The 20,683-nt window shown below is 59.5% G+C and carries 22 protein-coding genes; 12 read left to right on the top strand and 10 right to left on the bottom strand.

Features of this window, described 5'->3' with window-relative positions; translation table 11 throughout:
• The first annotated feature begins 30 nt into the window (after window positions 1-30).
• From rnpA to yihA, 3 genes are read left to right on the top strand one after another with little or no spacing between them, the layout of a single operon-like run.
• Window positions 31-414, top strand: a complete 384-nt coding sequence (rnpA, locus tag EXN68_RS11680; protein ID WP_046799366.1) for a ribonuclease P protein component — start codon at window positions 31-33, stop codon at window positions 412-414.
• Window positions 414-2,213, top strand: coding sequence for a membrane protein insertase YidC (gene yidC, locus EXN68_RS11675; protein WP_142840947.1), 1,800 nt, complete (start codon window positions 414-416; stop codon window positions 2,211-2,213). The genes rnpA and yidC overlap by 1 nt, the downstream gene beginning before the upstream one ends.
• Complete coding sequence (yihA, locus tag EXN68_RS11670) at window positions 2,210-2,863, top strand: ribosome biogenesis GTP-binding protein YihA/YsxC (protein WP_142840946.1); 654 nt, start codon at window positions 2,210-2,212, stop codon at window positions 2,861-2,863. Before yidC ends, yihA begins: the two co-directional genes overlap by 4 nt.
• 18 nt (window positions 2,864-2,881) lie before the next feature.
• On the opposite strand, the gene EXN68_RS11665 is transcribed toward yihA, so the two are convergent.
• Window positions 2,882-3,259: a hypothetical protein gene (locus EXN68_RS11665; protein ID WP_142840945.1), complete on the bottom strand. Its 378-nt coding sequence runs from the start codon at window positions 3,257-3,259 to the stop codon at window positions 2,882-2,884.
• A 357-nt stretch (window positions 3,260-3,616) separates the two neighbouring features.
• On the opposite strand from EXN68_RS11665, the gene argB reads away from it, so the two are divergent.
• Complete coding sequence (gene argB, locus EXN68_RS11655) at window positions 3,617-4,501, top strand: acetylglutamate kinase (protein ID WP_052820274.1); 885 nt, start codon at window positions 3,617-3,619, stop codon at window positions 4,499-4,501.
• Window positions 4,502-4,549: 48 nt separating this feature from the next.
• On the opposite strand, the gene EXN68_RS11650 is transcribed toward argB, so the two are convergent.
• On the bottom strand, window positions 4,550-5,467 hold the full coding sequence (locus tag EXN68_RS11650; protein ID WP_142840944.1) for a DMT family transporter: 918 nt from the start codon (window positions 5,465-5,467) through the stop codon (window positions 4,550-4,552).
• Between the two features lie 105 nt (window positions 5,468-5,572).
• On the opposite strand from EXN68_RS11650, the gene EXN68_RS11645 reads away from it, so the two are divergent.
• Both EXN68_RS11645 and EXN68_RS11640 read left to right on the top strand, forming a co-directional pair.
• The gene (locus tag EXN68_RS11645; protein WP_142840943.1) at window positions 5,573-6,286 is read left to right on the top strand and encodes a pyrimidine 5'-nucleotidase; all 714 of its coding nucleotides are present in this window, start codon (window positions 5,573-5,575) and stop codon (window positions 6,284-6,286) included.
• A gap of 117 nt (window positions 6,287-6,403) precedes the next feature.
• The gene (locus EXN68_RS11640; protein ID WP_142840942.1) at window positions 6,404-7,012 is read left to right on the top strand and encodes an EF-hand domain-containing protein; all 609 of its coding nucleotides are present in this window, start codon (window positions 6,404-6,406) and stop codon (window positions 7,010-7,012) included.
• 152 nt (window positions 7,013-7,164) lie between these two features.
• On the opposite strand, the gene EXN68_RS11635 is transcribed toward EXN68_RS11640, so the two are convergent.
• A complete protein-coding gene (locus tag EXN68_RS11635; RefSeq protein WP_003493591.1) occupies window positions 7,165-7,422 on the bottom strand; it encodes a BQ00720 family protein in 258 nt (85 codons plus the stop codon).
• Between the two features lie 56 nt (window positions 7,423-7,478).
• Window positions 7,479-7,904: an Hsp20 family protein gene (locus EXN68_RS11630; RefSeq protein WP_065114737.1), complete on the bottom strand. Its 426-nt coding sequence runs from the start codon at window positions 7,902-7,904 to the stop codon at window positions 7,479-7,481.
• A gap of 206 nt (window positions 7,905-8,110) precedes the next feature.
• Here EXN68_RS11630 and EXN68_RS11625 point away from each other — a divergent pair, with 206 nt between their 5' ends.
• Window positions 8,111-9,055 (top strand): nucleoside hydrolase, encoded by a 945-nt coding sequence (locus EXN68_RS11625; RefSeq protein WP_142841282.1) that lies wholly within the window; start codon window positions 8,111-8,113, stop codon window positions 9,053-9,055.
• 72 nt (window positions 9,056-9,127) lie between these two features.
• Here the strand turns inward: EXN68_RS11625 and EXN68_RS11620 are convergent, their stop codons facing one another.
• Together EXN68_RS11620 and EXN68_RS11615 are read right to left on the bottom strand one after the other, a co-directional pair.
• Window positions 9,128-11,461, bottom strand: coding sequence for a methyl-accepting chemotaxis protein (locus tag EXN68_RS11620; protein ID WP_142840941.1), 2,334 nt, complete (start codon window positions 11,459-11,461; stop codon window positions 9,128-9,130).
• 165 nt (window positions 11,462-11,626) lie between these two features.
• Entirely contained in the window at window positions 11,627-12,493 is an 867-nt protein-coding gene (locus EXN68_RS11615) for an LOG family protein (RefSeq protein WP_371338184.1), read from the bottom strand.
• A gap of 137 nt (window positions 12,494-12,630) precedes the next feature.
• Here EXN68_RS11615 and dapD point away from each other — a divergent pair, with 137 nt between their 5' ends.
• From dapD to EXN68_RS11600, 3 genes are read left to right on the top strand one after another with little or no spacing between them, the layout of a single operon-like run.
• Complete coding sequence (dapD, locus tag EXN68_RS11610; RefSeq protein ID WP_142840939.1) at window positions 12,631-13,485, top strand: 2,3,4,5-tetrahydropyridine-2,6-dicarboxylate N-succinyltransferase; 855 nt, start codon at window positions 12,631-12,633, stop codon at window positions 13,483-13,485.
• 14 nt (window positions 13,486-13,499) lie between these two features.
• Entirely contained in the window at window positions 13,500-14,696 is a 1,197-nt protein-coding gene (gene dapE, locus EXN68_RS11605; protein WP_142840938.1) for a succinyl-diaminopimelate desuccinylase, read from the top strand.
• Window positions 14,680-15,276 carry a hypothetical protein gene (locus EXN68_RS11600; protein ID WP_142840937.1) on the top strand — a complete coding sequence of 199 codons (597 nt, stop codon included), beginning with the start codon at window positions 14,680-14,682 and terminating at the stop codon, window positions 15,274-15,276. The genes dapE and EXN68_RS11600 overlap by 17 nt, the downstream gene beginning before the upstream one ends.
• 21 nt (window positions 15,277-15,297) lie before the next feature.
• On the opposite strand, the gene truA is transcribed toward EXN68_RS11600, so the two are convergent.
• The 3 genes from truA to def are packed head-to-tail and all read right to left on the bottom strand — an operon-like array spanning window position 15,298 to window position 17,596.
• Entirely contained in the window at window positions 15,298-16,098 is an 801-nt protein-coding gene (gene truA, locus EXN68_RS11595; protein WP_142840936.1) for a tRNA pseudouridine(38-40) synthase TruA, read from the bottom strand.
• Entirely contained in the window at window positions 16,098-17,033 is a 936-nt protein-coding gene (gene fmt / locus EXN68_RS11590) for a methionyl-tRNA formyltransferase (protein ID WP_142840935.1), read from the bottom strand. Before fmt ends, truA begins: the two co-directional genes overlap by 1 nt.
• Before the next feature lie 50 nt (window positions 17,034-17,083).
• Complete coding sequence (gene def / locus EXN68_RS11585) at window positions 17,084-17,596, bottom strand: peptide deformylase (protein ID WP_142840934.1); 513 nt, start codon at window positions 17,594-17,596, stop codon at window positions 17,084-17,086.
• 149 nt (window positions 17,597-17,745) lie between these two features.
• Here def and EXN68_RS11580 point away from each other — a divergent pair, with 149 nt between their 5' ends.
• Together EXN68_RS11580 and EXN68_RS11575 are read left to right on the top strand one after the other, a co-directional pair.
• Window positions 17,746-18,939: a DNA recombination protein RmuC gene (locus tag EXN68_RS11580; RefSeq protein WP_161991304.1), complete on the top strand. Its 1,194-nt coding sequence runs from the start codon at window positions 17,746-17,748 to the stop codon at window positions 18,937-18,939.
• Window positions 18,940-18,992: 53 nt separating this feature from the next.
• Complete coding sequence (locus tag EXN68_RS11575; RefSeq protein WP_142840932.1) at window positions 18,993-19,892, top strand: ribokinase; 900 nt, start codon at window positions 18,993-18,995, stop codon at window positions 19,890-19,892.
• 12 nt (window positions 19,893-19,904) lie between these two features.
• Here the strand turns inward: EXN68_RS11575 and trmB are convergent, their stop codons facing one another.
• Window positions 19,905-20,603, bottom strand: coding sequence for a tRNA (guanosine(46)-N7)-methyltransferase TrmB (gene trmB, locus EXN68_RS11570; protein ID WP_142840931.1), 699 nt, complete (start codon window positions 20,601-20,603; stop codon window positions 19,905-19,907).
• Between the last annotated feature and the right edge of the window lie 80 nt (window positions 20,604-20,683).

The raw sequence follows: 20,683 nt of genomic DNA, 5'->3' as shown, positions 1-20,683 counted from the left end.
AGCGTGTGGCCCGATGAAAGTCGCGGGCACATGAGCGAGACTAAAAAACACCCCGGCCGGCTTAAAAACCGGTCGGAGTTTCTTGCCGTTCAGGCAGGGGAAAAACGACGGGGAGGCACCTTTCTTCTGGAAGTGCTTGATCGGAAGACCCCGGAAACCGAACCACGGGTCGGTTTTACCGTAACAAAAAAACAAGGCAACGCGGTCGAGCGAAATCGCATGCGCCGCCGTCTCAAGGAAGCCGTCAGGCTTTCTGCCGGGGTCGCAATGAAGCCCGGTCATGACTATGTGATTGTCGCCCGCAGGGACGTGCTTAGTACGGCCTTCCCGAAACTTCAGTCTCTCCTTACCGAGCGCATTGAAGGAACGGCGAAACCGAAACGGTCCCAGGAGACCCGCTCCAGGAAAGAATGATGGAAAAGAACCGCAATTACTTCATCGCGATAGCCCTTTCGGTTGTCATCGTCCTCGCCTGGCAATTCCTTTACATGAATCCGCGCATCGAGCAGCAGCGCCGCGCCGAAGAGGCCCGCCAGGCGCAGCAGCAGACGACGCAGCAACAGCCGGCACCCGGTGCCGCGCCCGGTGCAACTGTAGAAGGCGCGCCGCCCGCATCCTCCACGCAGGCCGCCGCCACGGCGACCCGGGAAGAAGCGATCGCCAAGACCCAGCGCGTCGCAATCGATACCAACGCCATTGCCGGTTCGATCAACCTGACCGGCGCCCGCTTCGATGACATCCGGCTCAAGGGCTACCATGAGACCGTCGATGACTCGAGCCCGATCATCACGCTGTTTTCGCCCTCCGACACCAAGGACGGTTACTTTACCGAGCTTGGTTATGTTGGCGCTGCCGAAGTCGGTGGCGTTCCCGGCCCGACCACGGTCTGGACGCTTGCCAGCGGCGACAAGCTGACGGAAACCACACCCGTCACGCTCACCTATACCAACGAAAAGGGCGTCGTTTTCTCCCGTACGGTGTCGATCGACCCGCATTACATGATCTCGGTCGCAGATAAGGTCGAGAACCCCGGCCAGACGGCTATTTCCTTCGCCACCTACGGCCGCGTGACGCGCAACAACAAGCCGGCGATTCCGCCCGTCTTCGTTATCCATGAAGGCTTTCTCGGTGTCTCCGGCAAAGACGGCAGCCTGACGGAAGAGAAATACAAGGACGTTGAAGAGGCACCGGTAACGGTTGCCAAGGCGACTGGCGGCTGGCTCGGCATCACCGACAAATACTGGGCCGCGGCCATCGTCCCGCCGCAGACGACGCCGTTTGAAACCCGCTATTCGCATATCACGGGCAATCAGCCGAGCTATCAGGCCGATTTCAAGAGCGACACGATAACGGTCGAACCCGGCCAGTCCATCGAGCTGAAGAGCCTCGTCTTCGCCGGCGCCAAGGAAGTGCCGCTGGTCGACCGTTATGAGACCGAATATTCCATTCCGAAGTTCGACCTGCTGATCGACTGGGGCTGGTTCTACTTCATCACCAAGCCGATGTTCAAAATGATGGATTTCTTCTTCCGTTATTTCGGCAATTTCGGCGTGGCGATCCTGCTCACCACCATCGTGGTCAAGGCGCTCTTCTTCCCGCTCGCCAGCAAGCAGTATGCTTCCATGGCGAACATGAAGCGCGTACAGCCGAAGATGGAAGAGCTGAAGGCCAAGCACGGCGATGACCGCATGGCCATGCAGCAGGCGATGATGCAGCTCTACAAGGAAGAGAAGATCAATCCGGTGGCCGGCTGCTGGCCGATGCTGCTGCAGATCCCCGTCTTCTTTGCGCTCTACAAGGTCATCTACGTCACCATCGAAATGCGGCATGCACCGTTCTTCGGCTGGATCCACGACCTTTCCGCGCCCGATCCGACGTCGCTGTTCAACCTGTTCGGCCTTCTGCCCTACGACGTGCCGCACTTCCTGATGATCGGCGTCTGGCCGTTGATCATGGGCATCACCATGTTCCTGCAGATGCGCATGAACCCGACACCGCCCGATCCGACACAGGCGATGATCTTCACCTGGATGCCGCTGATCTTCACCTTCATGCTGGCTTCCTTCCCGGCTGGTCTGGTTATCTACTGGGCGTGGAACAACACCCTGTCGATCTCGCAGCAGGCCCTCATCATGAAGCGTCACGGTGCCAAGATCGAACTGTTCGATAATCTCAAAGGGCTGTTCAAGCGAAAGCCGGTGCAATCGAAATGAGTGACACCGGCCCGGCAACCGAAAAGCCCCTTTTCGGGCGACCCTGGATATTCATTCGCGGCGTTCCCGCGATGAAATTCCTGCCGCCCGAAGGCCCGCCGGAGATTGCTTTTGCTGGACGTTCGAATGTCGGCAAGTCCTCGCTCATCAATGCGTTGGTGGGCCACAAGGGACTTGCCCGCACTTCCAACACGCCCGGCCGCACGCAGGAACTGAACTATTTCGTTCCGGAAGGTTATTCCGGCGAGCCGGGTGACCTGCCGCCGATGGCGCTGGTCGACATGCCCGGTTACGGTTATGCGCAGGCACCAAAGGACCATGTCGACGCCTGGACAAAGCTCGTCTTCGATTATCTGCGTGGCCGCGCAACGCTGAAGCGCGTTTACGTGCTGATCGATTCCCGCCATGGCATTAAGAAGAACGATGAAGAGGTTCTGAGCCTGCTCGACAAGGCGGCCGTTTCCTATCAGGTCGTGCTGACGAAGACGGACAAGATCAAGGACGTCGGTGTTCCCCGGTTGATCGGTGAAACGCTGGAGAAAATCCGCAAGCGTCCTGCGGCCTATCCGGAAGTTCTCGCCACGTCGTCGGAAAAATCCTTCGGGCTGGACAGCCTGCGCGCCGAGATCGTCAGAACCGTCTCGCTTTAAGAGGCGCGGCCCTTGTCCTCAGGCGATGGTAAAAAGCAGAACGGCGGTCCACAGCATCGCCGTCAATGCCAGAAGCCGCCAGAAACGCACCGAATGCCAGACCTCCAGAAGCATGGCGGCGAACATGCTACCATTGCGCAGAGGCTGACTTTTGAAAGGCAGGCCTGACCGGGTTGGATCCCTTTCAAGCAATGCAGCGACGGTCGCCTTTTCCCGGTACTCGGTTTCAGCCAGATTATCCCGCCAGCGCCTGACCATGGCAGCAAACTGGCGGTCGCGTTTGACGCGTTTGGCAAGCTCCGCCATGCTTTCCGGCGGCAGGGCACCCAGCACATATTCGCCAGCGAGCACTTCGTCCCGCAAACCGCTTTGCTTGTCTCGATCCGGTGCCGTCATAGGTCTTCAAACTCCTCGGTCGTCCAGGCAGCATCGTTTCGCGATGCGCGACACATCCCTGTCGCCCTGCTGAATAACCCCTCCCCTGCCGCAAACAAGGCTGGTCCGATTGGTGCTTTATGTCAATCTTATTACGTGCTTTGCGCCGCCCAAAAGCGGAATTTTACCAGGCATCGACACAATAAGGCCCGGAGGTTATTTCATTCGTCAAAAGCAGACATCCGCCTGTCCCTGCAAACGTGCCGGCATGGCCGATCCATGCATCCTGCACTGCAAAAATCGATTCCGATTTCTGCACCGATGCTGTAGAGCGATGAAAGGCTCTTTTGGGCCGCAACCACAGACCGAGGTTTTTCCATGACTTCTTCCGAAAGCGAAACTCAGGCGCGGCTGCTTGCACAGGCTCTGCCCTTCATGCAGAAATATGAGAACAAGACCATCGTCGTAAAATATGGTGGTCACGCCATGGGGGATTCGACACTCGGCAAGGCTTTCGCGGAAGATATCGCCCTGTTGAAGCAGTCCGGCATCAACCCCATCGTCGTCCATGGCGGCGGCCCGCAGATCGGCGCGATGCTGACGAAAATGGGCATCGAATCGAAATTCGAGGGCGGCCTTCGTGTCACCGACGCCAAGACGGTCGAGATCGTCGAAATGGTTCTGGCCGGTTCGATCAACAAGGAAATCGTCGCACTCATCAACCAGACGGGCGAATGGGCGATCGGTCTTTGCGGCAAGGACGGCAACATGGTCTTCGCCGAAAAGGCGAAAAAAACCGTCATCGATCCCGACAGCAATATCGAACGTGTTCTCGATCTCGGTTTCGTCGGTGAAGTCGTGGAAGTCGACCGCACATTGCTCGACCTGCTCGCCAAGTCCGAGATGATCCCGGTCATCGCCCCCGTCGCTCCCGGCCGCGATGGCGCCACCTACAACATCAACGCCGACACCTTTGCCGGCGCCATTGCCGGCGCGCTGAACGCCACACGCCTGCTGTTCCTGACCGACGTTCCGGGCGTTCTTGATCGCAACAAGGAACTCATCAAGGAACTGACGGTTTCCCAGGCACGCGCGCTCATCAAGGATGGCACGATTTCCGGCGGCATGATCCCGAAGGTCGAGACCTGCATCGAGGCCATAAAGGCTGGCGTGCAGGGCGTGGTGATCCTCAACGGCAAGACCCCGCATTCCGTGCTTCTGGAAATCTTCACGGAAGGCGCCGGTACGCTGATCGTGCCCTGATGCGATTTAATGTGGCGGACGGCCAGCCTGTCCGCCACAGACGACGTTTCAGCCGAACACCAGAAGCGACAAGACCCCGACGACAATTAACAGGCAGCCGGAAAGTTCGAGCCTGTTGATCTTCTCCTTGAAGAACAGCACGGTCGAGGCGAAGGCAAACAGCATCTCCACCTGTGCCAGCGCCTTGACCACGGCGGCCTGCTGCAAGGTCATCGCCGTAAACCAGCCAAATGAGGCCGTAGCACCGACGAAACCGACCGCAAGTGACGGTTTCCACGCCTTTGCGATGCGCCGCAACTCATCCCTCTGCCGCCAGACGATCCACAGGAACATCGATACTGTCTGCATCACGATGACGATGACGAGGGTGTAGCCCGCCTGCACCACCGCATCGGGCGTTGGCAGGCTGGGCGCGAGCGCCAGCGATGCCGACCGATAGGCAACCGAGGACAGGCCGAAGAACGCACCAGAGGCGAGACCTATACCGGCTGTCCGGCTGAAGATGGAGGTGAGAATAGAGGCAGGTGTGACTTCCGTGCGCGCCACCGAAATCAGCATGACGCCGGCGACCGAAACCGCAATGGCCGCCAATGTGCCGCCATTGACGCTTTCACCGATGAAAATGAGCGCAAACAGCGCCGCCTGCGCGGGTTCGGTGCGGGAGTAGGCCGTGCCGACCGCGAAGTTGCGGAAGGAAAACAGGTGGACCAGAAGGAAGGTGGCGGCGATCTGCGCCATGGCCCCGACCGTCGCCCATACGGCAAAAGACATATTCGGCACCGGCAGCGGCCGGCCGACCCCGAAATGCAAAAAGGCGAGATAGGCAAGAGCAAAGGGCATGCCGAACACGAAGCGCACGAAGGTTGCGCCCGTGGTGCCCATCATGCCCTTAAGGTGCTTTTGCAGGGTCGAGCGCAGGTTCTGCAAGAACGCGCTTGCAAAGGTTATGCCTATCCAGAGTTCCATGGTTTGGCGGTATCATGCGCTGCAGGCCCCAGCCAAGCCCGATTTTCTTGCCAATCGTCGTCTTTTCGATTTTCTTCGGCATTCGAAACGGGCATAAAGCAGGCCATGGACACAAAGCCGAAAAACCTGCCCGATGCCGCCGATTTCGCCCATGTGAGCGAATGGGTCTTCGATCTCGACAACACACTCTATCCGCATCACGTCAATCTGTTTTCCCAGATCGACCGCAACATGACGGCCTATGTTGCGGAGCTTTTAAAGCTCGACCCGGAAGAGGCTCGTGTGCTGCAGAAGCGTTATTACCATGACCATGGCACAACGCTTCAGGGACTGATGATCAATTACGGCATCAGCCCGGACGAGTTTCTGGAGCGCGCCCATGCCATCGATTATTCGGCGCTGAAACCCCATCCGGAACTCGGCGAAGCGATCAAGGCGCTGCCGGGCCGCAAGTTCATTCTGACCAATGGCAGCGTCAAGCATGCGCAGGCGGCCGCCGGCGCGCTTGGCATTCTCGATCAGTTCGAGGATATCTTCGATATCGTCGCTGCCGGTTACCTGCCGAAGCCGGCCCGCGCAACCTATGAGAAATTCGCAGCGCTTGCGAAACTCGACACGAAAAAAGCAGCCATGTTCGAAGACCTGCCGCGCAATCTTGCGGCCCCCAAGGCGCTTGGCATGAAAACCGTGCTGCTCGTTCCCTCCAATCTCGAGGGTGTCATCATGGAGCGCTGGGAAATTCCCGTCGAGACCGATGCGCATATCGACTACATCACCGACAATCTGACCGGCTTCCTGACGAAAACCATTGCCGGCTGAGCGCCATAGCCGAGTTACGCCGCAACATTACCGAAGCTTCATCCACCTTACCGATGTTTAAGTGGTGAGGCTCGATAGAGGTCACTATCTTTTCTTCAGGGACACCAAAGAAAGGTAATGACGATGACCACACGAAAAATCGCCCTCTCTGCTCTTGGCGCAGCCCTTGTGCTCAGCACGGCCGCAACGGCAAGTTTCGCCGCACCCGGCAAAGGCCATAAGGATCGCATGCCGATCCGCCAGGAAGCTGCCTTCATTCACCTCCTGAAGGTTGCCGATACCAACAAGGACGGCAAGATTTCGAAGGAAGAATTCGCCGCACGACAGGACGCGCTTTTCACCGAGATCGACAAGGATAAGGACGGTTCGATCACGCCGAAGGAAATGCGCGAATATCGCCAGGCGAAAATGGAAGCTTTCCGCGCCGCCAATCCGCGCCCCGAGCGTGAGGACGCCAAAGCCGAAGACGGCAAAGGCCCGGAGGGCAAGCGCGCCGAAAGACATGCCGAACGCGAGCATGGCGGCCGTTCCGGTCATCAGGGCTGGGGCAAGCATGGCGGCAAGGGTGCGGGCCTCGGCATGCTCCGCTGGGCCGATACCGACGAGAACGGGCAGGTCAGCAAGGCCGAATTCACCGCAGCCGGCGAGAAAATGTTCGAGCGGCTGGACAAGAACAAGGACGGCGTCATCTCGATCGACGATATGCCGGACCGCCCGTTCCTTTAAATCCATCAAGGAAAAAGCCCGCTCAAAAGCGGGCTTTTTCTTTGCATCTCCAGACGGAAAACAGGGATTCACTTTTCCCGTAAATTCTCCATCTGTTTGTTTGCACGCGTTTTTCAGACGTAAAACCGCTACGCACTTTTACGGGAAATGCTCTAGTGCAGGCTGACGGTCTTGAGATCGTCTTCGGCAGCCTTGAAAAAGGTACTTGAACGGTTGTCGGTCAGGAGGATCGGCGTGCCATCCGCACCAAACAGCGCCCAGAGATCCAGTTGCGGATCGAGATCAGGTGCTTCCGGGAAACAGCGGCTTACGTCTTCCGCACGGATTTTGCGGATATATCCCACTTCTCCTTCGCCGATATGGGCCAGCTGGGATCGGGTGAGACGCGCATGCGCTTCTTTTAAAAGCATATTTCAGCCTCCTTCTTCACGCCGAGCGATTCATGTCCGATTCCGGCGTTCACGTTCTACTCTGAGACGGAAATATTAATTTTCTTTACCACGTTCGAAATTTCAGGCCGCACCAGATCGATGGAAAGAAGGCCGTTGCGCATGCGCGCTTCCCTGACCTGCATGCCATCGGCAAGCACGAAGACCCGCTGGAACTGGCGCGCCGCAATGCCCCTATAGAGGAAGTCCCGCTTTTCCTGTTCCTGCTGGCGACCGCGAATGACAAGCTGGTTGTCGGCCGTCGTCACATCCAGATCGTCCTGTGAAAACCCGGCAACAGCGATGGTGATGCGCAGGCGCTCCGGCACGTCTTCGACCCCGGGCAGCCGTTCGATGTTATAGGGGGGATAGCCGTCATTGGCCTTCGCCATGCGCTCCAGCGTTTTTTCCATGGCATCAAAGCCCAGCAGAAGCGGGTGGGTGAATGGCGTCATGCGGCTCATATCTTTTCTGTCCTTGCAACCAAGCGACGTTTCGCGGTCCCGCTTCCGGCAACCTTGCCGGTCAAGCGAACCGGCTCAAACAATATGGGAAGCCAGGCCGCGATGCGCAAGACGGGAGAACGGCGCGAAGGGGACGCCGAGGAATGAGCTTGACAAGTGAGCATCCGTCGCTCGAAAAAAGCGCTCACCTCAACGGCGGGCAAGACATGGCAGAACGCAGAAAAATCATCATCGACACCGATCCGGGCCAGGACGACGCGGCGGCAATCATGCTCGCTTTCGCAAGCCCTGATGAAATCGACATTCTCGGATTGTGCGCCGTCGCAGGCAACGTCCCGCTGAAACTGACCAGCCGCAATATTCGCATCATCTGCGAATTGTGCGGCCGCACCGATATTCCCGTCTATGAGGGCGCAGAGAAGCCGCTGGTGCGCAAGCCCATTACCGCCGAGCATGTTCACGGCAGCACCGGTCTCGACGGCCCTGTTCTCGATGAACCGACGATGGAGGCCCAAAAGCAGCATGCGGTCGATTTCATCATCGAAACGCTGATGCGGGAACCCGCCGGCACGGTGACGCTCTGCACGCTCGGGGCGCTCACCAATGTGGCGCTGGCACTGCTTAAAGCGCCCGAGATTGCCGACCGCATCCAGGAATTGGTGATGATGGGCGGCGGCTTCTTCGAGGGCGGCAATATCACGCCGGCGGCCGAGTTCAACATCTATGTCGATCCGCAGGCTGCCGATATCGTCTTCCGTGCCGGCATTCCTGTTGTCATGATGCCGCTCGACGTCACCCATAAGCTTCTGACCACCAAGGCGCGGGTCAGCCGCATTCGCGACATCGGCACACGCCCGGCCATCGCCATGGCGGAAATGCTGGAGTTCTTCGAGCGCTTCGACATCGAGAAATACGGTTCGGACGGCGGCCCGCTGCACGATCCATCCGTCATTGCCTATCTCATCAGACCCGAGCTGTTTCAGGGTCGCGAGTGTAACGTCGAAATCGAGGCCACGTCCGAACTGACCATGGGCATGACGGTGGTTGACTGGTGGCGCGTGACCGAACGCCCCGCCAATGCCCGCGTGATGCGCAACGTGGATGCGGACGGTTTCTTCGAATTGCTGACGGAACGTTTTGCCCGGCTCTGACCGGAACGCAGGAATGAAAAAAGGGCCGCTGGCGATACCAGCGGCCCTTTTTATTTGAAGCGGGGAAACCCGTCAGAATTCCGTCCAGTCATCCTGCGCCAGTGCGTTTGCACCGCTGGTCCTTGGACGGGGACGCGATGCCGTAGAGCGGGCCGGTGCTGCGGCAGGAGCCGAAGGTGCACGCATGGCAGCTGCCGCGGAGCGCAATTGCTGGCTGGGTTGACTACCGGACACGGCAAAACCGGCGACGAGCGATTTCAGCGTCTCGGCCTCGCCGTTCAGCGTCACGCTGGCCGCCGTGGTTTCTTCCACCATCGCCGCATTCTGCTGGGTGACCTGATCCATCTGGGTAACGGCAGAATTGATTTCCTTAAGACCTACCGCCTGTTCGCTGGCGGAAGCGGAAATCTGCCGTATCAGCTGGTTGATCTGCAAAACCTGATCAGCGATGTTCTTCATCGTCTCGCCGGCCTTGCCGACCAGCTGGACGCCCTCGCCCACCTGGGTGGCCGAGGTGTTGATCAGTCCCTTGATCTCCTTGGCAGCGGTTGCAGACCGTTGCGCCAGTTCGCGCACTTCCTGCGCGACAACCGCAAAGCCCTTGCCGGCATCCCCTGCGCGGGCCGCTTCCACACCGGCATTCAGCGCCAGAAGATTGGTCTGGAAGGCGATCTCATCAATCACACCGATGATGCGGGAAATTTCCGCCGAGGATTGCGCGATGCCCTGCATGGAGTTGACGGCCTGCTGCACCACCTCACCCGACTTGCCGGCGTCATCGCAGGCATGACTGACGGCACCGGCCGCCTGCGCGGCATTTTCCGCGCTGGAATTGACCTGTGCGGTCAGTTGGTTGAGGGCTGCGGCGGTTTCTTCCAGGCTTGCGGCCTGCTGTTCCGTGCGGTGGGAAAGATCGCTGGCAGCGCGGGTGATCTCACCGGTGCCATTGCCGATGGTGACAACCGTCGCATTGACCGTGGAGACGGTTTCCTCGAGGCTTGCTAGCGCCAAGTTGAAATCACTGCGCAGCTTCGCATAGTCGCCAGGGAATTCGTCCTCGATCCGGTAGGTGAGGTTGCCCTGCGAAAGCGCGTTGAGACCCGAGCCGAGCACGCTGACGATGTGTTGCTGCATGCGGCTGTTTTCCGTGCGCTCGGATTCCGACCGTTGGCGTGCCGTTTCCGCATTGCCACGCTGGACAGCGGCGTCCGCTTCCATTTCACGAATGCCGGCGAGTTTTGCGCGGAAGCCTTCCAGCGCGGTGGCAACAGCCCCCGTTTCATCCCGGCGGTCCTGCCCGGACACCGGTTCATCGTAACGGCCTTCGCTCAGCGTCCGCACATCCGAAACCAGCGAGGCGAGCGGGTTGCCGACGAAGTGACGCACGGCGAAGTAAAGTGCGGTGATGACGGCGGCGAGAATGACGAGCGCACCGATGATCATCATGTAGGTCTGCTCTTCCACCGGCGCGTTCAGTGCCTGATGCGGAATATCCACCAGTACGACCCAGGTGGCGTTGAGGCCCGGAACCGCAAAGGGATAGACGAGGCGGTTATAGGGCGCATCGGTATCGAGGCCGAGATTTTCGATGAGACCGTGCTTGCCGGAAGCGAGTGCCGCCTGAATGGCGCTGGCGCCGTCTCCGTCATAGGCCTTCATGTTCTGCTCGGGCGTCGGCGGCACCAGCCACTGGCCGCCCTGCGACACGAGCGTCACGCGGCCGGTTTCGAAAGGACGCAGCGCCTGCAGCTTCTGCGACAGCGAGGCCAGCGAAATATCGACGCCGGCAACGCCAATCATCTTGCCGTCGGACATGACGGGATAGGCAAGCGAGGTCATGGTGGTGGGAACTTCCGTGCCCTGCGCCAGATATGGCTGGGTGATGGCGCCCTTGCCCGTCTTGGCGGCAAGCGCCCACCATTCGGCGGCGTAGTCATTATCGAAAGTCGAGAACTGGATGTCACCCTTCTGGGTCTTCGACCAATAGGGGGCGAAGACGCCATTTTTATTGGTGCCGAGATCGAGCCTGTTGGCAATCTCGGTGCTCTGGCCGTCGAAAAGGCCGAGCTGCTCGCAGAACCAGCTTCCGAAAGCGAAAGTATTCTGCTCGACATTGGCCTTGAGAATATTGATGATGCCGGGGCGATCCATCGATTTCGCCTGATGCGCGCGGCCGATGACACCGGCCATGGAACGCGCGGCGCTGCCAAGCTCACCCACATCGGCGGCGATGACGTTGGCGATGGCGCGCGCCTCGGTATTGGCCTGATCCATGGTCAAAGCATGGACGCGCTCGCTGGTCTGGGAAATGAGGAAGGAATTCGATGCGACAAGGACCGTGGTGATGGCACAGCCGGTAACGAGGATAAGCTTGGTCGCAAGCGACTTCACTTTGAAATTGAACATTTTGGCCTCGATCAAATCGTCTGCCGGGAGGCTGACGTCAACGGATGATAAATCTCCGTCATGGAGGCCCGTCCGCATGGACAGTGCGCTGCAGCGCGACGAGGCAAAATTAGAGTATCTTTGCTAATTAAGCCCTAAAATTTACTTCGTCGCGCCAAGCAAAAATCAGTGTTCGTAATAGGCTGAGATGATTTCCCATGCATCGTCAGCCGTTTCGGCGAAATGCAGCAATTCCATATCTTCCGGGGCGATGGTGCCGAAATCCGCCAGGAATTCGAAATTGACCACCGAGCGCCAGAACTTCTCGCCGAACAGGATGAGCGGAATGGGCGCCATGCGCTTGGTCTGGATAAGCGTCAGCGTCTCGAACAGTTCATCGAGCGTACCGAAACCGCCGGGGAAGATCACCACCGCCTTCGCCCGCATCAGGAAATGCATCTTGCGGATGGCGAAATAGTGGAAATTGAAGCTCAGCTCCGGCGTGACATAGGGGTTCGGCGCCTGCTCATGCGGCAGAACGATGTTGAGACCGATCGACGGGCCGCCCACATCGGCCGCACCACGATTGCCCGCTTCCATGACACCGGGGCCGCCGCCGGTGACCACGACATATTCGAGATGATCGGATTTCGCGGCATAGTCGGTGCACAGCCGGGCAAATTTGCGCGCCTCGTCGTAATAGACGGAGGATTGCTCCAGATTACGCTTCTGCGTTTCGTTGCGCGCCGCCCAGGCCTCGCCACCGGGTTCGGGAATGCGGGCGCCGCCGAACATGACGACGGTGGATTTGATGCCGCGTTCGGTGAGCGCCATTTCCGTCTTCAGAAGTTCCAGCTGCAGCCTGACGGGACGCAATTCCTCACGGCAGAGGAAATCCATGTCCACATAGGCAAGCCGGTAAGACGGGGAATCCGACTGCGGTGTTTTCGGAACGACCTCGGCCTGCTGCTTGTCCGCAGAGCTGCGCTTCAAGGGGTCCCATACCCCATCCTTACGCCGCAATTTGCCATTTTTCAGTCGTGTCATTTCCATGCCTTTCGTCTGACGCGCCAAATCACCCAAATCACATTGACGCCTTTCCAACACTCCCTTAGATCAAATGGCCAAAGCCTTCCAGCGGCGCGGGACCTGCCGTGACCACGACCACACGCGACTTTAAGGAATTTTCCATGAGCCTTACGGATCTCACCTCCCTCGAAACCATCATCGAAACCGCCTTTGACAACCGCGATGGCGTGAACGTATCGACGAAGGGCGAGGTTCGCGGTGCGGTGAACACATCTCTTCAACTTCTCGATAGCGGCAAGGCGCGCGTGGCTGAAAAGCAGGCGGATGGCAACTGGAAGGTGAACCAGTGGCTGAAAAAGGCCGTGCTTCTTTCCTTCCGCCTCAACGACATGGAAATCGTCACCGGCGGACCGGGTGAATCCACCTGGTGGGACAAGGTGCCGTCGAAGTTCGAAAACTGGGGTGAAAACCAGTTCCGTGCCGCCGGTTTCCGCGCCGTGCCGAACGCTGTCGTGCGCCGTTCGGCTTACGTGGCCAAGAACGTCGTGCTGATGCCGTCTTTCGTCAATCTCGGTGCCTATGTTGATGAAGGCACGATGGTCGACACCTGGGCAACCGTCGGTTCCTGCGCGCAGATCGGCAAGAATGTGCACCTCTCCGGCGGCGTTGGCATTGGCGGCGTTCTGGAGCCGCTGCAGGCCGGCCCGACCATCATCGAGGATAACTGCTTCATCGGCGCCCGCTCGGAAGTCGTTGAAGGCTGCATCGTGCGCGAAGGCGCCGTTCTCGGCATGGGCGTCTTCATCGGCAAGTCGACCAAGATCGTCGATCGCGCCACCGGCGAAATCACCTATGGCGAAGTTCCGCCCTATTCCGTCGTCGTTGCCGGCACCATGCCGGGCAAGCCTTTCCCGAACGGCGAGCCGGGCCCAAGCCTCTATTGCGCCGTGATCGTCAAGCGCGTCGATGAAAAGACCCGCTCCAAGACCGGCATCAACGAGCTTCTGCGCGACTGATAAAAGCTGATACCATGACCACGACCGATCCCGTTGCCAATCTCGCCGCCCTCATCCGTTGCCCGTCGGTGACGCCTGCGGAAGGCGGCGCGCTTTCCCTGCTCGACAGCCTGCTTTCGCCGCTTGGCTTTGCGGTTGAAAGGATGATTGCAAGCGAGGCGGGAACGCCTGACGTGGAAAACCTCTATGCCCGGCTCGGCACCGAAGGTCCGCATCTGATGTTTGCGGGCCATACGGATGTCGTTCCCGTGGGTGACGAGGCCGCATGGAGCCATCCCCCCTTCTCGGCAGAGATTGCCGGCGGGGAAATGTACGGCCGCGGTGCGGTGGATATGAAGGGCGGCATTGCCTGTTTCGTCGCGGCCATTGCCCGCCATATCGAAAAACACGGCAAACCACAGGGCTCCGTTTCTTTCCTGATTACCGGCGACGAGGAAGGCCCGTCAATCAACGGCACCTCCAAGCTGCTGGAATGGGCCGCTGCCAAAGGCGAGACATGGGATGCCTGCGTGGTGGGGGAGCCGACCAATCCCGACCAGCTGGGCGACATGATCAAGATCGGTCGCCGAGGGTCGCTTTCCGGCCGGATAACGGTCCATGGCGTTCAGGGTCATGCCGCCTACCCGCATCTCGCGGACAACCCCATTCGCGGGCTGTTGCAGCTGACCCATGCGTTGATGCATCCGCCCTTCGATCACGGCACGGATAATTTCCAGCCCTCCAATCTGGAAGTCACGACCGTCGATACCGGCAATGCCGCCACCAATGTCATCCCCTCACGGGCGACGGCGGCCTTCAACATTCGTTTCAACGATACCTGGACAGCCGAAAGCCTGCGGGCGGAAATCATCCGCCGTCTGGATGCGGCTGCCACCGAAGGTGAGCTTCGCCCTGACCGCAGCCCGGTCAAATACGAGATCGTCTGGGCGGACCGACCGGCCCACGTTTTCCTGACGCGCAACAATGCGCTCATCTCCTCGCTGTCAGGTGCTGTCGAGGCCGTTACCGGCAAGGAGCCGAAACTGTCGACCACCGGCGGCACCTCGGATGCCCGCTTCATCAAGGATTATTGCCCGGTGGTGGAATTCGGCCTCGTCGGACAAACGATGCATATGGTCGATGAGCGTGTGGCGGTTGCCGATCTCGAGACACTGACGCGCATCTACGAAACCTTTATCGAACGATGGTTCGCCCATGCCGACGGCAAGTGAAATAAGGCTTTATCTGAAAGGTCTGTGGCTTCTGCTGCTCGGCGACCATACCGGCGCGCGCTATCTCGATCTGACCGAGCGTGGCATGGCACGATCCTTCTATTCCGCCCTGTGGTGCCTGCCCGCCATGCTGGTTTCCTGGCTGTGGCTGCGCGCGGCCTTCCTCGCCGGATGTCCACCGGGCACCGGAACCGGGCTGATCTTCTTTTTCCGTCTGGCGATGGTCGAGGCCATCTGCTGGATCGTGCCGCTACTGCTGATCGGCATGCTGCTGTTCGCCTTCGGCGCACGGGAAAAATTCGCCCCGCTGGTCACCACCATGAACTGGCTGTCGCTGCCGTTTTCCTACGCCTATGCCATTCTGATCCTGATCGCTTTCTTCCTGCCGCCCTTGCAAGGGCTGATCGCCATTCTGTGGCTGGCGCTGCTTCTGTCGCTGGTCTTCGCCTTTTCGCGGATCGTGCGGTTCTTCATCCGTGACCAGTCGCTACTCGTCTCCGCCATCGTCATGACGCTGCTGGTGCCGGGCATGCTTCTGTCGGAGGCGCTGCAGCGTTTTCTTGGCGTCTACCCGGCTTGATAGCCGACACTCACTTCTGGGTCAGTCCGCGTCTTCCACGGTCTCGACTTTTGAATGCACACGCGGCGGAATGACATCAGGATAATCGACCTGCATGAAATAAAGACCGTCCGGCGGCGCAACCGGGCCGCAGGCCTTGCGATCCCGGGCTTCCAGTGCCACGCGCACATCCTCCGGTGTCATGGCGCCTTCACCGGCCATTTTCAGCGTACCGGCGAAAGAGCGGATCTGGTTATGCAGGAAACTCTGCGCCGTCGCGCGGATTTCGATGAGGTCGCCATTGCGTGTCACATCCAGCCGGTCGAGGGTCCGGATCGGGCTGTTCGCCTGGCAATGAACCGAGCGAAAGGTGGTGAAATCATGCCGGCCGACAAGCATCTGCGCAGCCGCGTGCATGCGCTCATGGTCCATGTCTTTCGAGACCCACCATGCACGTTTGTGTTCCAGCGCCAGCCGAGCCTTCCGGCAAATGATGCGATAGAGGTAATGGCGGCGGGTGGCGGAAAAACGGGCGTCGAAATCTTCCGTTACGGCTGCGACGTCCAGAACCGAGACGGCCTCCTTCGCCATCGCCAGATGGGCGTTCAACGCATTGCGAAGCTTGTAAGGCTCCCAGTCGCGAGAAAGATCGGCATGGGCCACCTGCCCGACGGCATGTACGCCGGAATCGGTACGGCCCGCACCGCGAATGGAAACGGTTTCCCCTGTCAGCGACCGGACGGCAGCCTCCAGCGCGCCTTGAACCGAGGGGCCGTTATCCTGTCTCTGCCAGCCGAAATAGGGTGAACCGTCATATTCGACGGTCATGCGGAAGCGTGGCATCAGCCGAGCCTCGTTTTGACGGGAACCGGCGTGCCACGAACGAAATCGGCGGCCGACATCGGCTTGCCGCCCGCCTTTTGCAGGCGAGTGAGCCGAACGGCATCGCTGCCGCAGGCAATGGTGAGGGCGTCGTCCAGCACGGTGCCCGCTTCTCCCATGCCACTTGCCAGCTCAGAGGCCAGAACCTTCACGCGCTCGGCCTTGCCGCCAATATCCATTTCCAGCCATGCGCCGGGAAACGGCGAAAGGCCCCGAATATGGTTATGGACATCCTGTGCAGGGCGGGAGAAATCGATGCGGGTCTCACCCTTGTCGATCTTCGAAGCGTAAACAACACCCTCTTCGGCCTGTGTGATGAGGGGCAGGTCGTCTGCTTCCAGCCTGTCCATCGCCTGCCGCATCAGCCGCGCGCCTGCGAGCATGAGACTGTCGTGCAGCTCGCCGGCTGTCATATTCTCGCCGATCGCGACCTTTGCGGTCAGCGCGACGGGGCCGGTATCGAGCCCCTTTTCCATTTTCATGACCATCATGCCGGTCTCGGCATCGCCGGCCATGATCGCCCGCTGGATGGGAGCCGCACCCCGCCAGCGCGGCAGCAGGGAGGCGTGACCATTATAACAGCCAAGGCGCGTGCCGGTGAGGATCGCTTCAGGCAACAGCAACCCGTAAGCCACGACAACCGCCACATCTGCGTTGAAGTCCCGGAACTGCTGGCGATCTTCCTCGGCCTTGAAGTTCACGGGCGTCAGCACGGGCAGGCCCAGAAGTTCGGCCGCCTGATGCACGGGAGACTTCTGCAGATCGAGGCCACGACGACCGCCGGGACGCGGCGGCTGCGTATAAACGGCAACAACCTCGTGGCCCGCTTCCACCAATGCACGCAAGGTGGGAACGGAAAAATCCGGCGTACCCATGAAGATGATGCGAAGAGACATCGTCGCCCCCTGCCCTTTGTGCCCTTCCGTCTCCAGACAAGGAGGACGGATCAGACCTTTGCGCGGGCCGCTTTGGTGAATTTCTTGATGACCATGTCGCGTTTCAGCCGCGAGATATGGTCGATGAACAGAACACCGTTCAGGTGATCGATCTCATGCTGCAGGCACGTGGCGAGAAGCCCGTCCGCCTCAACGGTCTGCTGCTTGCCGTCACGACCGACATAGCGCACCGTCAGCGCCGCTGGGCGCTCGACTTCGGCGTAATAATCGGGAATGGAGAGGCAGCCTTCCTCATAGGTCGAAATATCGTCCGACACCTTGAGGATTTCCGGGTTGATGAAGACGACGGGGGTCTTTTCCTCGCCTTCACGCGCAACGTCAATCACCAGCATACGGCGCGCCACGCCGACCTGGATGGCGGCAAGGCCAATGCCCGGCGCATCATACATGGTTTCCAGCATGTCGTCGGCAAGGCGCAGCACCTCGGCATCCACCTGTTCGATGGGTTTCGATTGCTGGCGCAGCACGGGATCGGGCAAAATGATAAGCGGTTTGATAGTCATAGCTTCCCATAACGTATCTCTTGCGCGGAGGAAATAAAAAACACGAGCGGTCAAACCGCGCCGGGCTTCCGCTCTGCCGGACTCATTTCCGCCGCAGGAATGTTCTTGTTTTGATCTTACGAATCACAAGAAATCTGCTAGATTTAATCATGAGCATAGATTTATCCGTTCTCCTCGATCCAGCATTGCGGGCCGGTTCCGTCGATATCAGCTTCGGCGCGCTGCTCGCGGCTCTGCTTTTCGGTCTGGCGATCACATGGCTAGTCACAACGAACCGCGTGAAAAAAGCGGGAGCGGATGGAGAAATCTCCGACCTTCTGAAAACCCAGTCCGAACTGCACGGCCGAATTGCCGCCATGGCGGAGACGCTTGGCACACGCCAGACCGAGATGAGCCAGACGCTCAACCAGCGTCTCGACGGCATGTCGCAGCGGCTGGGCGAAACGCTGACGGAGCAGACCCGATCAACGCATGAAAATCTGAGCCGTCTTCAGGAGCGCTTGGCTGTCATCGATGCCGCACAGGGCAATATTCAGGATCTGGCCAAGGATGTGGTCGGGCTGCAGGCGATCCTTTCCAACAAGCAGACGCGAGGCGCCTTCGGACAGGCGCGCATGGAGGCGCTGATCGCCGATGCACTTCCCGCAGGTGCGTTCCAGCTTCAGCCCACACTTTCGAACGGTTACCGGCCGGACTGCACCATCAAGATGCCGAATAACGCGCCGCCGCTTGTCATCGACGCCAAGTTTCCGCTGGAAGCCTGGAACGCACTGAAAGCAGATGAGTCGCCGGAAGCGAAGCGCGCCGCCATTCAGCAGTTCCGGCGCGATATGGAAGTGCACATTCGCGACGTGGCCGAGAAATACCTCATTCGCGGCGAGACACAGGATACGGCCTTCATCTTCGTGCCGTCCGAATCGATCTTCGCCGATATTCACCAGCATTTCGAATATCTGGTGCAGCGCGCCCATCGGGCTCGCGTCGTCATCGTATCGCCGTCCCTTCTGATGCTGTCGGTGCAGGTCATCCAGTCGGTGCTGAAAGATCAGCGCATGCGCGAGCAGGCGCATCTCATTCAAGGCGAAGTGGCGTTGCTGATGGACGATGTGCGGCGGCTGGACGACCGGACGCGCAAGCTGCAGGCTCATTTCGGGCTGGCGCAGAAGGACGTCGACATGATGCTGATTTCCTCCGACAAGGTCTTGGCGCGCGGCCAAAAAATTGAGGGCCTCGATTTTTCGCCGACGGAAAAAGAAGCTGCGCATGGGGAAATCGAGCAGGCTCGCCGCTTTGCGGATAACAGAGCCGGTGCGGCCAAATTACGGGTAGTTGACGACGAGTGATCGTCTCGGGCAAAGTCGCCGTCTCGCTTGAATTTCATACGGACATGCCGCCCATGATTACTATTTTCGGCTCCATCAACATGGATCTCATCGCCACCGCCAAACGTCTTCCAAAACCCGGTGAAACCGTGACGGGAGAAAGCTTCTCCACCGCGGCGGGCGGAAAGGGAGCCAATCAGGCGCTTGCCGCAAAGCGGGCGGGCGCCACGGTCAAAATGGCGGGTGCAGCGGGTGACGATACGTTTGCCGCACCGGCGCTGACATTGTTGCGTGATGCCGGCACCGACCTCTCGCTCGTCAAGACCGCGCCGGGCCCGACCGGCACGGCGATGATCCTCATCGGTGAAGGCGGAGAGAACATGATCTCGGTCATTCCTGCCGCCAATGGCGAAGTGTCGGCATCCGACGCCGCCAAGGTCGTGTCGGAGATGTCGGCGGGCGATATTCTGATGCTGCAGTTCGAAATACCCGCATCCGCCATCGAAGCGGCGCTGACGGCCGCGAAGGCGAAGCGCGTCACCACCGTCATCAATACTGCGCCGCTGACCGCAGACGGACCTCGCCTTGCCGGCCTTGCCGATATCGTCATCGCCAACGAAACAGAGTTCGAGTTGCTGATCGGCAAGAACGGGCTTTCCGGTTCGGAACGGGAAAACGAACTCAAGGCCTTACATGAAAAAACCGGCCAGACATTGATCGTCACGCTTGGAGCGGACGGCGTGATCGCCATTCGCAACAGCAAGCTTTACCGGGCCGCCGGTCTGAAGATCGTACCCGTCGATACGGTTGGCGCAGGCGATACTTTTTGCGGTTATCTCGCCGCCAGCCTCGATCAGGGGATGGATTTCGAAAAGGCGCTGAAGCGTGCCGCCGTCGCAGGTTCGCTCGCCTGCACCCGCGCCGGCGCCCAGCCTTCCATTCCGCTTGCGGCGGAAGTGGATGCGAATATCTGAGACTTCAGCCGCTCAGCGACGAATAAAGGTGAGATAGGCCGAACTGCGGCCTTCTCTTTTCGCCTTGTTCTCATAACGCGTGCCCGGCCAGTTGGCATAGGGCGTGCGCCAATCGTCAGCGCTCGTCGCCGTCCATTCGAAACCGCCATGGCGGGCGCAATGCTGCAGCGTCCAGTTGACGTAGGTGTCGATATCCGAAGCGAAGCAGAACTTGCCGCCGGGTTTCAGCACCCTGTGGAAGCGGGCAAGATTGACGTCGGAGACGAAACGGCGCTTCCAGTGCTTTTTCTTCGGCCACGGATCGGGGTAGAGAAGATCAATGTGATCGATCGACCCTTCCGGCAGCCAGTCCAGCAATTGCGTCGCGTCATCATCGTAAAGGCGGATATTCATCAACTCGCGTTCGCGCACGGTTGCGAGCAGCTTGGCCATGGAATTGACGAAGGGCTCGACGCCGATAAAGCCTGTCTCGGGGTTTTCAACCGCGCGATGGGCAAGATGCTCGCCGCCGCCGAAACCGATCTCCAGACGAACCGATCTCACATCCGCAGGAAAGAGAGCCGCCAGATTTTGTGGCGGTGTGCTCTCCAGATCGATTTTCAGCAAAGGCAGCAGGTTTTCGATCGTGTCGACCTGCTGATTGCGCAAAGGCTTGCCCTTGCGTCTGCCAAAAAACGCTTCCGTTGCGCGCGAACGCCGTTCTTCCGTCATGTCATACTCTCAAGAACAAATAGATTTAACCCGCACAGCGCCAGATGAATGGCACTATGCGGGTTACAAAAGTTGGTGAC

Origin of the sequence: Martinezella rhizogenes, from assembly GCF_007002745.1 — a bacterium.
Taxonomy (GTDB): Bacteria; Pseudomonadota; Alphaproteobacteria; order Rhizobiales; family Rhizobiaceae; genus Agrobacterium; species Agrobacterium cucumeris.
This window is presented reverse-complemented; position numbering and strand designations above follow the sequence as displayed.